Below are 13624 nucleotides of genomic sequence, written 5' to 3'. Positions count from 1 at the left end.
GGCCGGCACCGCGTTCGCCGTTCAGCCTCCGGCCACGGCGGCCAGCAGGGCGCGCAGGGCCTCGTCGTCACGGATGCCGGCGCCCGCGAAGCAGCCCCCGACGATCCGGCGGTCGCGCCCGGCGAGGCCCGCGAGGCGGCGGCGCTGACCGTCGTCCAGGGCGGTGGTGCCCAGGGCCGCCAGGGCCTCGCCCGCGCCCCGGAGGTCCGACTCGGTCTCGGCCGCACACAGGGCGGCCTCGGCCAGACGGCCGCGGTCGAGGGCGGCGCCGTCGGCCACCGCGAGGAGGGCCAGCACGGCGGCCGGGGCCTTCACCCGGTCGGCGAGCAGCCCGTCGAGCCTGGCGGTGAGCGGGCGGGCGGCCGGCCCGAGGAGGGCGGCGACGCGGGCCGCGCGGACGGCCGTCCGATCGAACCACGCCCCGTCATCGGCGCGCCGCAGGACGCCGTCCAGGATCGGGAGGACCTCGGCCGCGTCCCCGGTGATCCGCCACAGCGCGTCGGCCACCGCCAGGTCGGCCTCCAGCACCGGGGAAGTGTCGGGCACCGGAGAGGTGTCGGGCACCGGGGAAGTGTCGGGCACCGGGGAAGTGTCGGGCACCGGGGAAGTGTCGGGCGCGCCTCCGGCGCTGAGCGCGGCGCGCAGGGCGGGGGCCAGCGAGAGGGCCTCGGCGCCCAGGCCTGCGGCGGCCCGGGCGGCCTCGGCGACCGCGTACGGGCCGGCCGCGAGCCGGTCGGCGAGTGCCCCGAGCAGCGTCTCGGGATCACCGGTGAGGTCGTACAGCGCCCGGGCCGCCGCGACGGAACCGGGCACCTCCCGCAGCGCGGCGGCAGCGCGGTCACGCTCCGCCGCCGGGCCGTCCACCGCGACGGCCGCGACGGCGTCCGCCGCCTCCGGGCGGTGCGGCAGCGCCGCGCACAGCTCGGGCAGGGCCGGGGCAGCCGCGCGACCCCACTGGCGCACCAGGCGGAACAGCTGGTGGTGCTCGTTTCCGCCGAGCTGCTCGGCCGTCAGCCGGACGCGGACGGCGGCGAGCAGCTCGGGGTCGAAGGGGAACGGCGCGTCGGCAGGGGCCCGTTGGCCGGCGGCGGCCTCCAGCGCGCGCGGGCGCCGGCCCAGCGCACGGGCGAGCAGCGGGGCCGCCGTCCGGGGCGCGATCAGGACGAGCGCGGCCAGGGCCTGGTCGGCGGGCCCGTCCTCGGCCTGCGCGGCCCGGGCGGCCAGCGCCGGGGCGGCCTCGGCGGCGGCCGGGCCGAGGTTGCCGAGCAGGTGCACCACGTCGGGGACGGCGACGAGCCGGGCGAGCGCCGGGAGCAGCCGCCGGGGCGCGCTGCCGGACAGCTGGCAGGCGTGGTCGGCCGCCCAGACGGCCTCGGCCCGCACCTCCGGGCGCTCGTCGCGCAGGGCCCGGTCGAGCAGGGCGTAGGCGGCGTCGCGGTCGGCGGGCGTCTCGCGCAGCAGCAGTTCCTCGGTGATCGCGCGCAACGGCTCCCGGCGGTCCAGGTCGTACCGGTCGGCGGCGACCGGGTCGGCGGGCAGCAGGGCGAGGACGGCGGCGTGGTGGGCGCCGGTCCACGGCTCGCCCGCGTCCAACCCGGCGAGGACGGCGGCCAGGCGCAGCGGCGCCGGCGTGTCCTCGCCCAGCAGCGGCCCGGCCTCGGCGGCGGCTGCGGACCGGTCCAACCGGCCGAGGGCGGTGAGCAGTTCACCGCGGACGACGGGGTCGGTCTCGCTCGCCCAGCGGCGGCGCAGCGCGGGCAGGGCGGGCTCGACGGCCCTGGTCTGGCCGACGGCCCAGGCTGTGGCCTGCCGGACGGCGGCGCTCCCGTCCGCCAGCAGCGGCAGCAGCAGCGGGAGCTGGCCGACGACGGCGGCCCGGACGGGAGCGGGCGGGCCCTCCCCGCCGCCCTCCCGCTCCCCGTCCCGCGCTCCGCCCCACTCGCCCTCGCTCTCGGCCAACCCGCCGAGCAGGCCCAGGACTTCGACCGTCCCGCAGCCGGCCGCCGCGATCCGGGCCAGATAGGGGACGGCGTCCGCGCTGGCGGTGTACACCGAGCCCTGGTGGAGGATGCACGAGTAGAGCTCGGCGAGCGCCTCGTCGGCCTGCTCGCCGCCGGCGACGAGCGCGCGCAGCAGGCCGGGCAGGTCTTCGGCGGGTCCGTAGGCGTGCGAGACGGACGCCCAGGGGTGGGCGTCGAGTCCGTCGAGGGCGCGGGCAATGTCCATGGGCGGATCATCGCAGCCGCCACCGACAGCGCTCGGGCGTCCCGCAGTGCTCAGGCCTCCCGGCGGGTCAGGCGTCCCGGCGGGAGGGTCAGGCGTCCCGGCGGGAGGGTCAGGCGTCCCGGCGGGTCAGGCTGAGGGCGGCCAGGGTGAGGGCGACGGCGAGGTAGCCGGCGAGGGTGGCCAGGCAGCCGGCCGCGCCGAGCCGGTCGGTGCCGCCCACGGAGGCGACGGTGCTGCCCAGGCCCTCGAAGACGCTCTGCAGGCCGAACCGGGTGGCGCCGTCACCGAGCGGCGCCAGCAGCATCGGCGAGAGGAAGAACAGGCCGAACAGCACGGCGACGGCGCCCGCGGTGTGGCGCACCAGGAAGCCGAGCGCCAGGCCGAGCAGGGCGAAGACGGACAGGAACACGCCGCAGCCGACGACCGCGCGCGCCACGCCCGGGTCGCCGAGCGACACCGCCAGGTGCTTCCCGGCCAGGGCCCGTCGGCCGAGCAGGAAGGTCAGGAACGCCAGCAACTGCCCGAGCAGCGCCGACGCCCCGCCGACCACCAGCGCCTTGGCCGCGAGCACCTGGCCCCGCCGGGGCACGGCGGCCAGGGTGCTGCGGATCTGGCCGGTGGTGTACTCGCTGGAGGCGGCCAGGGTGCCCAGCGTGCCGATCGCCAGGACGGCGACGTAGAAGCCGCCGGAGAAGCCGTAGCGGACGGGGTCGAAGCGCTCGCGCTGGACGGCCGTCCAGACGTCCCAGTTGTCGGCGGCGCTGCCGTAGTCGATCAGGCCGATGAACAGGGCGGCGGCGAGCGCGACGACGGCGGTGAGCGGGGTCGCGCGGACGCTGCGCAGCTTGACCCACTCTCCGGCCAGCGCGCCTCGGGTGGTGGGGGCGGTCATGCGGTCCTCTTTCCGGACGTACTGGCGGGGGCGGTCATGTGGTCCTCTTTCCGGACGTAGTGGTGGTGGCCGTCATGCGGCCCGCCTTCCGGACGTACCGGTGGTGGCGCGGTAGTCGACGGCCTCCCCGGTGGCGTCCAGGAACGCCTGCTCCAACGAGGCCTGCCAGACGGTGAGTTCGTGGACGCCGAGGCCGTGCGCGGCGGCCAGCTCGCCGATCGCCGCCGGTTCCAGGCCGCCGACGGCCAGTGCCCCGCCGGACTCCTCGGTGACCGGGGCGGCTCCGGGGGCGCGCAGCAGTCGGGCCAGTTCGGCCGGCCGGGCGCAGCGGACCAGGACGTCGGTGCGCGCGTTCTCGGCGAGGAAGTCGGCGGTGGGGCGGTCCGCGACGAACCGGCCGCGCCCGATGATCACCAGGTGGTCGGCGGTGGCGGCCGTCTCGCTCATCAGGTGCGAGGAGAGCAGGACGGTCCGGCCCTCGGCGGCCAGGCCGCGCAGCAGGGTGCGGATCCAGTGCACGCCCTCCGGGTCGAGCCCGTTGACCGGTTCGTCGAGCAGCAGGACGGGCGGGTCGCCGAGCAGAGCGGCGGCGATGCCGAGACGCTGCTTCATTCCGAGGGAGAACCGCCCGGCCTTGCGGCGGGCCGCCTGTTCCAGGCCGGTGCGGGCCAACACCTCGCGGACCCGGGCCGGCCCGATGCCGTTGGTGACGGCGATGCCGAGCAGGTGGTGGTAGGCGGAGCGGGCAGGGTGGACGGCGCCGGCGTCGAGCAACGCCCCGACTTCCCGCAGCGGGTGGCGCAGGGCCGCGTACGGCCGGCCGTTGACGGTCGCTCGCCCGCTGGTCGGGGCGTCCAGGCCGAGGATCATCCGCAGCGTGGTGGACTTGCCCGAGCCGTTCGGCCCGAGGAAGCCGGTGACCTGTCCCGGCCGGACCGTGAAGGTCAGCCCGTCCACGGCGACGGCGCCGCCGTAGCGCTTGGTGAGGTCGCGTACCTCGATCATCGTGGTGCCTTTCCGGGTCTCCTGGTCGGCCGAGGGGGCCGACGCGGGCTCCACGCTCCCGCCCGGGCCCGGGGCGGGGCGTCCCGCCGTGGGCGGAAATCACGACGTTCGGCGGGGGCCGGCCTCTGCCCGTGGTCGTAGGCCCACAGGGCGATGCCGGGCGCGGGGGCCGCCGCTAACCTGGGGAAATGCCCTGTGCTCCGCATCCGCCGGTGACCAGGAGGCTGCGCCCGGGCCACTGGGTCGCGGTCGACCTGACGGTCTCGCTGGCCCTGACCGTGCTCACCTGGTTCCGGGTGCTGGACGCCTACCGGGTGTTCGACCCGCACCACCGCGGCTACCCGAAGCCGACGTCGGCGGAGCTGGTGACGGTGCTGGTGTGTGTGGTGGCGGTGGGCGCGACCGCCGGGCTGCGCCGGCTCGCGCCGACGGCTGCGGCCGGGGTGGTGTTCGCCGCCTGGGCAGTGGTGGTCGCGGTGGCCGGGCAGCTGACGATCGCCAACCTGGCCGGGTTCCTGGTGGTGGTCGCGGCGGCGATGGTCGTCTACCTGGTCGCGGCCGCCGGGCCGATGCGGCTGGGTCTCACCGTCCTGGCGTTCGGCCTGGTCGGGGCCGGGCTGAGCCGGTTCGGGTCGCGGGAGCTGTGGAACAACCTCGTGCTGTCCGCGCTGGGGGTCGTCACCGCGTGGGCGCTCGGCTGCGCGGTGGCCCGCTACCGGGCGTACGGCGCCGAGTTGCGCCGACACCAGGTCGACCTGGCCACGGCGGAGCTGGCCGAGGAGCGGATCCGGCTGGCCCGGGAGCTGCACGACGTGATCGCGCACAGCATGAGCGTGGTCAACGTCCAGGCCGGGTACGGTCGTTTCGTGATCGGGCGGGATCCGGCGCAGGCCGAGCAGGCGCTGGCCGCGATCCAGGCGGTGAGCCGGGACGCGATGGTCGAGATGCGCGGCCTGCTGACCGTCCTGCGCGGCGCCGACGGGGCCGGGCTCGCGCCCGCGCCCCGGCTGGCCGATCTGGACCGGCTGGTGGCGAGCAGCGCCGAGGCCGGGGTGCGGGTGGAGCTGCGGGTCGGCGGCGTGGTCCGGGAGCTGTCCGACGGGGTCGAGCTGTCCGCGTTCCGGATCGTCCAGGAGGCGCTGACCAACGTGGTGAAGCACGCGCACACGGCCGAGGCGCGGGTCGCCGTGGAGTTCGAGGAGGAGGCGCTGGTGCTGGAGGTGAGCGACGCCGGGCGCGGCGGGCCGGTCGGGGTCGGCGGGCACGGACTGGCGGGGATGGCCGAGCGGGTCGGGCTGTACGAGGGCCGGTTGGAGGTCGGGCCGCTGCCGGGCGGCGGGTTCCGGGGGCGTGCCGTGCTGCCGCTGGCCGACCCGGGCGGGCGGGAGGCCTCATGACGGGAGACGTCGTGACCGGGGCGCCCGTCGGCCCGCCGATCCGGGTCGTGGTGGCCGACGACCAGACCCTGGTGCGGGCGGGTCTGGCCGGGATCGTGGCCGCCGCCGAGCCGGCGAGCGCCGCGCCCGGCGGCGGCGAGCGGGATCGAGTCCTGCGCGCCGTCACCGGGCGGGAGTTGGAGGTGCTGACGCTGATCGGTCGCGGGTTGACCAACGCCGAGATCGCCGAGCAGCTGTCCGTCAGCACCAGGACGGTCAAGACGCACGTCGGCCACCTGCTGGCCAAGCTCGCCGCCCGGGACCGCGTGCACCTGGTGATCACCGCCTACCGCGCAGCCCTCGTCGAATCCTGACGGCCGCCCGCCCCAGGAGCCCTGGGGCGGACCGTGGACGGGACCGCGCCTCAGACCGCGCCTCAGACCGGCCTCAGACCGGCCGGAGGGTCAGCGCGAACTGGGGCAGCGCGAGGAGCAGCACGGCGGTACCGGCCTCGATCCAGCGGTACTTCGCCCGGATGATCGCGCTGGTCCCGGCCAGCGAGGACAACAGCGCCCCCACCGGATCACGGCCCCCGAGCTCGAAGACACGGCGCAGCCGGTCCACCCCGGCACCCGGCGCGATGTGCCCGAAGTAGGCCGGGCTGGCCGGGGCCTGCCGCTCGCCCTTCCGGTACCGGGGAACGAGGGCGGCCACGAAGCAGGCGACGGCCAGCAGCGCGCTCGCCACCGCGCTCCACCACAGGAACGGCACCGCCCAGTCCCGGGGCCCGGATCCGCCGCCGCTCCCGCCCCCGCCCAGCGGGATGAACACCCCGAGGACCGCACCGGTGAACGCCAGGAACACGGCGGCCTTGGCGTCGGCCCGGGTGAGCTCCATGCTGTTGGCGGCCACCAGGCGCTCGATCGCCGCCACCGCCGACGGGCTCGGGGCGGCGTCCGAGGCGGCGGTAGAGGCGGCGGTCGGTGCGGTCGGCGCCCGGCCGCCGGGTATGCCGGCGGCGGTCACACCGGGCTCCCGTTCGCCACGCCGCCCGCCCAGCCGTTGGCCTGCGAGCGGATCTTGACGAACTCCGGCCCGGCGCCCTGCGGCCCGGGGCCCGGCACCCGCCGTCCGAGCGCGATGAGGCGGTCGCGCAGCATCCGGGACAGCTCCTGCCTCTCCTGCTCGCTCAACTTGCCGAGCATGAGAGCCAGTTGGTCCTGCCAGGTGGTCTCACCCCGGAGCAGTTCGGCATGGCCGACCGCCCAGTCCAGGACCTCCCGGACCTGGTCCGGGTGTCTGGCCAGCCAGAGTGCCGCGAGCGACACCGGGCCCTCCTGAACGGCCCGGCGGCAGAACGCGTACTCGTCCTCGCTCTTGTCCATCCAGTTGTAGGGCACGTCGGCCCCGTCCGGTTCCCCGAGCCGCAGTTCGGCGTCGTGCTCCCGGGCGGACACGTCCGTGACGCGGTAGCCGAGGCCGCAGTGCGGCAGGAGGTGGGGCGTCGCGAGGTAGTGCATCAGCTCGGCCTCGGTCAGCCCGTGCCCGGCGGTGGCGAACTGCTCCTTGAGCTGGCGCAGACGCTGTTCGAGATCCTTGCGGACCGGCAGCCAGCCCCGCACGGTCCGCGCCCGCACGACGTTCACGGCGTCGTGCACCCACCACAGGACGTGGACGTCCACCGACTTCGTGCCGTACGGGGTCGACAGGCCGACCGCCCGGGTCCCGGACCGCTCGTCCAGCTCGACCAGGTACGCCTCGTCGAATCCGCGCAGGCCCGCCCGGACGGCCACCGGGCCCTCCAGGTCCGGGTCCTCGTCGGCGCGGGCGCGGCGGCGGTGGCCCACCTGGTGGTAGAGCCCGTCCCGGTCCAGCAGGACGAGCGCGCGGTCGCGCCGCCCGGACCAGCGGTGGCGCAGGATCTCCCGCCACGGCGCCTGGGTCGCGCGGGCGTAGACGGGCGGGTCGCTGTCGGCGGTCATCGGGCTCCTCCATCGGCAGGGGCGGGCCGGTACGGCTGCGGTTCGCCCCGGCGCCAAGCGTCCAGGGCGTGCTGGACGATGTGCCGTCCGGCCAGGTCGGGGTTGTCGTCGCCGTCGATCTCGACGAACAGGCGCATTTCACCGAGGCTCATCTCCTGGGCGAGCGCGGTCAGCAGCGTTTCCACGGCGGCGCGCAGCGGTTCGTTCCAGACCGCCGAGGCACACCAGGAGAGCAGTGCGCTGCGCGTCTCGCCGAAGAGGTCGTCGTCGTTGAGCGAGAGCCGGATGAAGGTGATCACGGTGTCGGTGAACTCGCCGACGGTGATCAACTGGGCCTGGAACCAGGCGCGGTCCCACAGCAGTCGGGGGAAGGTCCGGAGCGCGAGTTCGGCCCCGCGCCCCGGGCGGTCCGTCCAGTCCATCAATTCGCGCAGGACGACCGGCTGGTTACCTGAGGCGAAGAGCTCCCACAACGCCGCGTCGACGGCTGTGGCGACCGCCCTCTCGTCCCCCTCCCGCCCCCGGTAGCACCCCCGCAGCAGCGACAGCGCGAGCTCCGGGCGGGACGTCCCGAATTCCTCGCCGCAGGCGTAGGCGACCGTGGACCGCACCTGCCAGCCGACCTCGTGGCTCCAGTTCCTCAGGCGGTACTTGACCTCTCCGGCCAGCACCGGGTCCTGCGCCGCGATGCCCAGCGCGAACGCGGCGGTGCGGCGGCTGCGTTGACGGTCGGACCGGGCCAGCTTGACGATGTCGCGCAGGGCGCGCCGGCCGCCGCCCCAGCCGGCGGCCAGTCCCATCACCCGGCCCAGGGGCGCGGCCAGTTCGGGGTCCGTACCCGGGACGGCGTCCATCCACTCGGTCAGCAGCCCGGACAGCTCGCCGTACTGCCGCCAGACGTGCCGCAGCACCGTCTCGGCCTGGCGGTGCCGGGTGAAGCGCACCGGTTCCACCGTGTAGGTGTAGCGGGAGGTCGCCCGGATCTCGCCGGGCGCGCACTCGGCGCGGACGGTCGCCAGGAGTTCGTCCAGCGACCGCCGGAAGACGAACCGCGGGTTCGGGCGGGGGACCTCCCGGCTCACCCCACCGGTCTGGCCGTCGTCACCGCCCGCCGGCAGGACGGCGTCGAGACGGCCGTCGGCCAGCTTGAGCAGGCGGTCGGCCTCGTCCCGGACGATCCGGTGGTCGAGTCCTTCGAAGACGCTGGTCGCCAGCAGAAAGGCGAGTCCGTCCGGGTCGTCGCGCAGCTTCTTCAGCAGGTCGGGGACTTCCTTCTCGGCGAGGAAGCTGAGCCGCCTGCGGAGATCGGCGAGGTCGGGGCCCTCGTCGCCGGCCCTGGCCACCTCGGCGACCAGTTCGGCGACCTGGGCGGGGACCAGTTCCGACGCCAGGAGGTCGTCCAGCCCCGGCCGCAGCCGCTCCAGCAGGTGTCGGCGCCGGTCGGGGTCGGGGACGGCAGCCTCCAGACGGGCCTCGAAGACCGCGCCGGGCGGCGGGGGCACGCAGCGCACCGGGGTGAGGTCCAGGTCGCGGGCGAGGCTGCGGAGCAGGTCCGGGTCGTGCGGCAGCATGACCACCATGCGCGCGTTCGCGTCCGCCAGCAGGCGGCGGAGGTTGGCGACCACCGCAGGGCCGAGCTGGAGGGTGGGCAGCAGGCCGTGCACCAGGTACCCGCGGGCCTCGGCGTCGCGGGGGCGCCAGGTGGACAGGTCCTCGTCGCTGTCGAGCGCGCGCAGCTTCGTGCTGTGCCCGCTGTGCTGGAACAGCAGGTTGAGGGCCGCGGTGCGGCGCCCGGTACCGGGCTCGCCCGCCAGGAACAGCAGGCCGGTGTCCAACTGCCGCAGTGCCGACGGGAACCACTCGGGCCGGGCGAAGCCGGCCCGCGCGTCCAGGATCTCCAGTGCGGAGATCGGACCTTCGTGCGCCTCCACGTGTGGGCCCCCCGGGGCGGACGTCGCGCCGGCGTTCTCGACGCGCTGGTCCCCGTGCACCGCGCCGGTGTTGATGTTGCCGTTCGGGGCGTAGATGACATAGCGCCGGTCGGGGAAGTCCCGGTCGAGGTCGGCCAAGTCGTCGGCGTCGTCCGGGTCCGGATATCCGGACGCGGTCTCGTCCCGGTCGGGCGTCGGGTCGCCGGGGCGGTCGCCGGACGGGCCGCCGCCGGACGCGCCGTCGGCGGAGGCCCGGTCCTCGGCGCTCACCGGCGGCGCTCCTTCTTGTCACCGTGGAAGGTGTCGCCCTGGTTGCCGTGGACCGTACCGGCTTTGTGGCCCGCCACGTAGTCGCCCCCGAAGGAGTCGCCACGCACGAAGTCGCGCCCGGCGTAGTCGCCGCGCACCTTGGTGACCTGCTGGCCGCCCTCCACGTTGGTGACGTGCTGGCCGCCGTGCACCGTGCCGCCGCCGTTGACGTTTCCGCGGTCGGCCCGGTAGCTCACCGGCCCGCTCCCCACGCGACCACCGTCCGCCTGCCCGGCCGCCGGCTCCGCCGCCGCGGCCTGCGCCCGCTCGTGCTCCCCGACCACGGTGTCGCCCAGGATGCGGCGGTCGTAGAGGTTGCCCGAGGGCGCGGGTACGTACAGCCAGGCCCGCTGCTCGAACCGCTTGCCCTCGACGGTGGCCGGCACCTCGATGAAGTGGTCGGGGTGGCGGCCGGTGAATCCGCCCGCCACCGCGTCGTCGTAGCAGCGGTCGGACAGGATGGCGGCGACCTGGGTGATGCTCTCGTTGGAGGCGGCCAGCATGGCCTTCACCGGGCGGGAGTCGAGCAGGCGGTGGGTGTCGTTGCGGGGCGTGCCGTTGCCGTCGAACTCGCCGCCGGAGTCGGGCAGCGGCCCGATGTGGAGGCTGACCCGCAGCCGGATCCGCACCGTCCCGACCGAGTTCACGTTGAACTCGGTGAGCACCTCCTGGAGGGTGTGCAGCCACGGGTGGATCAGGAACGGCATCCATGCCGGGTCGAAGCCGAAGACGTAGCCGTCGCCGGTGGAGGCGGGGAACCGGCGACCGTGCCAGACCTCGGCGAGCCCGGCGCGCTCGAAGGACCACTGGAGGACCTGCGGGACGGCCTGGCTGATCATGCCGTGCTCGATGGCCGGGTAGCCGGTGAAGTCCTTGGCGTCGACGGCCACGATGCCCCGGTACGGCGGCAGCTGGCGGCTCCGGCTGTAGGGCAGGGCGCTGGCCTCGGGCATCGGCTGGTCGGACTGCGACATCTGTGCTCCTTGTGGTTCCGGTGCGGACCGTGTGCCCCAAGCTTCGCGAGCGCGCGCCGTGCGGTGTGCTCGCTCAGTGCGGAAACCTGGTGACGCCCGTCACACGAACTGACGTGGCATCAGTCGTGCGGCGGACCTTCCGAACGGACCGGCGCCGCGTCAGTCACGCGCCCCGTGGGCCACCCGCCGGAGCGCGGACAGGTCGCCGATGACGATGGACTTCCGTCCGGCGTGGACCTGGTGGGAGCCGAGTTCGGCCAGGCCCGCGGTGACGGTGTTCCGGGACACCCCGAGGTGCTGGGCCAGTTCGTCGCGGGTCAGGGCGAGTTCCGTGCGCCGCCCCGGCAGCCCCGCCGGGTCCGCGGAGACATCGGCCAGGGTGGCCAGGGCGCCCGCCAGCCGGGCCACGATGTCGCCGCCGCTGCGGGCGAGGTCCGACTCCCGCAGCCTGCCGATGGCGTAGCGGACCATCACCGGGAACAGGTCCCGGTCCGTGACGAACCGCAGGAACGCGGCCTTGGCGAGGACCGCGACCGTACAGTCCGAGATCGCCTGGACGCTCGCCGAACGGACCCCGTCGTCCAGCACGGCCACCTCGCCGAGCAGTTCACCGGGGCCGCGGAACGCCAGCAGTCTGACGTCTCCGGTGCGCTCCCGCCGGGTCACCTTCGCCACCCCGCTCAGCAGGGCGAGCACGTGCGTTCCGGGCTCCGCCTGGCGCAGCAGGGTGGCGCCGATCGGATGCCGGCGCTCGAAGGCCTCCGCCAGCATGCTGTTCCAGCTCGCTTCGCCCATGAGTCGGCGCAGGGTCTGACCCAGGGGGTCCGCCGTTCGGCCGTGATCGTTCATGCGCTGACCTTAGGAGGCGCCACGGCGGGTGCGCAGACGGATGCGGTCTCCCGCCGGAATTTCCCTTGGGCGCCCCGGTGGTGGCGGTCCCCGGGAGGGGGGTGGTCCGGTCGGGGCCGGCGCAGGAGGCGCCGCTGTAGCACGAACTCGTCTTTCGGGGTGGGGAATTGGCGAAGAAACCCTTCGCATGAGCGAATCCGGGGCGGGTTGGCGGTGCGGGCGGGGCGGGGCGAGAAGCCTGGTGGCGGGACGGCGGCCGGCCGGGGCTGAGACTGGTGTGCGAGATGTCCGGCATGTCCGGCACGGCAGGACAAGTCGGCTGTACAGCTGGATTCTTGAACTTCCGTCAGGATTGTCCTGAACTTGGCTATGCTGCATCACCATGCCTCCGGCGCCGGCCGTCGCCCGTCCCCGTACTGTTCCGATCGTTTGAGGATGCCGAGAATGCTTCGAGCTGGATCATCACCCGCCAGACGGCCGTCCGCGCCCCTGCTCGGGTGGCTGCTGCCCACCGCCGTGATGGCGGCGGCCGTGGCGGCCGCCGCGGCGGTGGTGTCCGCCGGGGTCCGTGCGGAGGTGCTCTGGTGCGGGGCGACGGGCACGGTGCTGGTGGCCGTGGTGGCCGCCGAGTCGGCCCGCCGGGGGCGTGCGCTGGCCGCGTTGCGGGAGCAGCACGCCCGGCAGGTGGGCGAGTTGCAGCGGCGGCTGGCCGGCCAGGAGGCCGAGGCCGTGCGGCTCGCGAAGGAGGAGCTGCCGAGGCTGGTGGCCCGGGCCCGGTACGGCGCGTCGATGGACAGCCTGGCCCGGTCGTACCAGGTGCGCGATCCGCTGGCCGCGCCGAAGTTCCGGGGCGCGCTGGAGTCGGTGGTGCGCGGGATCATCGTCGCCGTCGACGACGAGGTGAACCGGCGCGACTCCGCCGAGCGGGCCTTCGTCAACATCGCCCGCCGGGTGCAGGCGATCATCCACCGGCAGGCCAAGGACCTGCGCGAGATGGAGGACCGGCACGGCAACGATCCGGCGGTCTTCGACGACCTGCTGCGCCTGGACCACGGCAACGCGCTGACCGGCCGCCTCGCCGACAGCATCGCCGTCCTGTCCGGCGCCCGCCCCGGCCGTCAGTGGACCAGGCCGGTGGCGCTCTACAGCGTGCTGCGCGGCGGCATGTCGCGCATCCTGGAGTACCAGCGGGTGGACCTGCACCCGGTGGCCCAGGTGTCGGTGATCGGACCGGCCGTCGAGCCGCTGATCCACGCCGTCTCCGAACTGCTCGACAACGCCACCCGCTACTCGCCGCCGCACACCCACGTGCACCTGAGCGCCGCCGAGGTGCAGAGCGGCATAGCGATCGAGATCGAGGACGGCGGCCTCGGCCTGACCGACGAGGCCCGGATCCGCGCCGAGCGCAGCCTGCGCGAGGCCCAGGTCTCCAAGGACCTGGACGACCTCACCGAGTCGCCCCGGCTGGGCTTCGCGGTGGTCGGCCGACTGTGCCAGGCGTACGGCTTCCAGATCTCGCTGCGCCGCTCCGCCTACGGCGGCGTCCGGGTCGTGCTGGTGGTCCCGCAGGAGTTGGTCACCACCGCGCCCCCGACCGGGCGGGCGCACGGGATCGGCGCGTTCTCCGGCCCCCGGCCGCTCCCGGCGAACCCGCCCAAGTCGGCGGCCCCGTGGGGGGCTCGGGCGGCGGCGACCGGCGTGACGGGGCCGTCCGTCGGACCGTCCATCGGGCCGTCCTTCGGGGCGCCTGGCCCGTGGGCGCCGAGCGGGCCGGGCCCGGGGGACGACGAGGTGGTGGTGACCGAGCGCACCGCGAACGGCCTGCCGCAACGGCGGCGCCGCCCGCCCACCCCCCGGGCGGGCTACCCCGGATCGGCCCGGACCGCCGGACAGTACGGCAACCCGGCCTCGGGGCCCGCCGCGGGCCCCGCCCCGGGGACGGGAGGGCGTCACGCCAAGGAGCCGGTACAGCCCGGCCTCTGGCTGGAGGCGTTCACCGAGGGGATCAACGGCCATGGACCGGCCGCGAGTTCGGCCGGTCAGACCAATGAAGAGACGGCAGGGAAAGGCGAGCAGTGAT

General features: G+C 75.3%; 11 protein-coding genes. 3 read left to right on the top strand and 8 right to left on the bottom strand.

Features of this window, described 5'->3' with window-relative positions; all coding sequences use genetic code 11:
* Positions 1–21: 21 nt before the first annotated feature.
* The 3 genes from ACIOGZ_RS32120 to ACIOGZ_RS32110 all read right to left on the bottom strand — a co-directional run bounded on the left by ACIOGZ_RS32120 (position 22) and on the right by ACIOGZ_RS32110 (position 4123).
* Complete coding sequence (locus ACIOGZ_RS32120) at positions 22–2226, bottom strand: HEAT repeat domain-containing protein (RefSeq protein ID WP_400808002.1); 2205 nt, start codon at positions 2224–2226, stop codon at positions 22–24.
* A gap of 109 nt (positions 2227–2335) precedes the next feature.
* Positions 2336–3118, bottom strand: a complete 783-nt coding sequence (locus ACIOGZ_RS32115) for a hypothetical protein (protein ID WP_363632482.1) — start codon at positions 3116–3118, stop codon at positions 2336–2338.
* 72 nt (positions 3119–3190) lie between these two features.
* Positions 3191–4123 (bottom strand): ABC transporter ATP-binding protein, encoded by a 933-nt coding sequence (locus ACIOGZ_RS32110; protein WP_400988623.1) that lies wholly within the window; start codon positions 4121–4123, stop codon positions 3191–3193.
* A gap of 212 nt (positions 4124–4335) precedes the next feature.
* Between ACIOGZ_RS32110 and ACIOGZ_RS32105 the strand changes: the two genes are divergently transcribed.
* A complete protein-coding gene (locus tag ACIOGZ_RS32105; RefSeq protein WP_400988622.1) occupies positions 4336–5520 on the top strand; it encodes a sensor histidine kinase in 1185 nt (394 codons plus the stop codon).
* On the top strand, positions 5517–5873 hold the full coding sequence (locus ACIOGZ_RS32100; protein ID WP_400988620.1) for a response regulator transcription factor: 357 nt from the start codon (positions 5517–5519) through the stop codon (positions 5871–5873). Before ACIOGZ_RS32105 ends, ACIOGZ_RS32100 begins: the two co-directional genes overlap by 4 nt.
* A gap of 73 nt (positions 5874–5946) precedes the next feature.
* Here the strand turns inward: ACIOGZ_RS32100 and ACIOGZ_RS32095 are convergent, their stop codons facing one another.
* From ACIOGZ_RS32095 to ACIOGZ_RS32075, 5 genes are all read right to left on the bottom strand, one after another.
* Positions 5947–6525, bottom strand: a complete 579-nt coding sequence (locus tag ACIOGZ_RS32095; RefSeq protein WP_363587162.1) for a Pycsar system effector family protein — start codon at positions 6523–6525, stop codon at positions 5947–5949.
* Positions 6522–7481, bottom strand: a complete 960-nt coding sequence (locus ACIOGZ_RS32090; RefSeq protein ID WP_400808010.1) for a hypothetical protein — start codon at positions 7479–7481, stop codon at positions 6522–6524. Before ACIOGZ_RS32090 ends, ACIOGZ_RS32095 begins: the two co-directional genes overlap by 4 nt.
* Positions 7478–9682 carry a hypothetical protein gene (locus ACIOGZ_RS32085; RefSeq protein ID WP_400808013.1) on the bottom strand — a complete coding sequence of 735 codons (2205 nt, stop codon included), beginning with the start codon at positions 9680–9682 and terminating at the stop codon, positions 7478–7480. Before ACIOGZ_RS32085 ends, ACIOGZ_RS32090 begins: the two co-directional genes overlap by 4 nt.
* Positions 9679–10695, bottom strand: coding sequence for a hypothetical protein (locus ACIOGZ_RS32080; RefSeq protein WP_400808016.1), 1017 nt, complete (start codon positions 10693–10695; stop codon positions 9679–9681). The genes ACIOGZ_RS32085 and ACIOGZ_RS32080 overlap by 4 nt, the downstream gene beginning before the upstream one ends.
* A gap of 159 nt (positions 10696–10854) precedes the next feature.
* Positions 10855–11544, bottom strand: a complete 690-nt coding sequence (locus ACIOGZ_RS32075) for a Crp/Fnr family transcriptional regulator (protein WP_400808018.1) — start codon at positions 11542–11544, stop codon at positions 10855–10857.
* Positions 11545–11988: 444 nt separating this feature from the next.
* Here ACIOGZ_RS32075 and ACIOGZ_RS32070 point away from each other — a divergent pair, with 444 nt between their 5' ends.
* Entirely contained in the window at positions 11989–13623 is a 1635-nt protein-coding gene (locus ACIOGZ_RS32070) for an ATP-binding protein (protein WP_363587157.1), read from the top strand.
* The last annotated feature ends 1 nt before the right edge of the window (position 13624 follow it).

The organism is Kitasatospora sp. NPDC088160 (assembly GCF_044741445.1).
GTDB lineage: Bacteria > Actinomycetota > Actinomycetes > Streptomycetales > Streptomycetaceae > Kitasatospora.
Note: the sequence above shows the minus strand (reverse complement) of the source record. Positions and strands in the feature narration are given on the sequence as shown.

Bases quoted from the DNA above. Each gene is read 5' to 3' on its own strand.
- ACIOGZ_RS32120 (WP_400808002.1), bottom strand. From the start codon at position 2,226: ATGGACATTGCCCGCGCCCTCGACGGACTCGACGCCCACCCCTGGGCG.
- ACIOGZ_RS32115 (WP_363632482.1), bottom strand. From the start codon at position 3,118: ATGACCGCCCCCACCACCCGAGGCGCGCTGGCCGGAGAGTGGGTCAAG.
- ACIOGZ_RS32110 (WP_400988623.1), bottom strand. From the start codon at position 4,123: ATGATCGAGGTACGCGACCTCACCAAGCGCTACGGCGGCGCCGTCGCC.
- ACIOGZ_RS32100 (WP_400988620.1), top strand. From the start codon at position 5,517: ATGACGGGAGACGTCGTGACCGGGGCGCCCGTCGGCCCGCCGATCCGG.
- ACIOGZ_RS32090 (WP_400808010.1), bottom strand. From the start codon at position 7,481: ATGACCGCCGACAGCGACCCGCCCGTCTACGCCCGCGCGACCCAGGCG.
- ACIOGZ_RS32080 (WP_400808016.1), bottom strand. From the start codon at position 10,695: ATGTCGCAGTCCGACCAGCCGATGCCCGAGGCCAGCGCCCTGCCCTAC.
- ACIOGZ_RS32075 (WP_400808018.1), bottom strand. From the start codon at position 11,544: ATGAACGATCACGGCCGAACGGCGGACCCCCTGGGTCAGACCCTGCGC.
- ACIOGZ_RS32070 (WP_363587157.1), top strand. From the start codon at position 11,989: ATGCTTCGAGCTGGATCATCACCCGCCAGACGGCCGTCCGCGCCCCTG.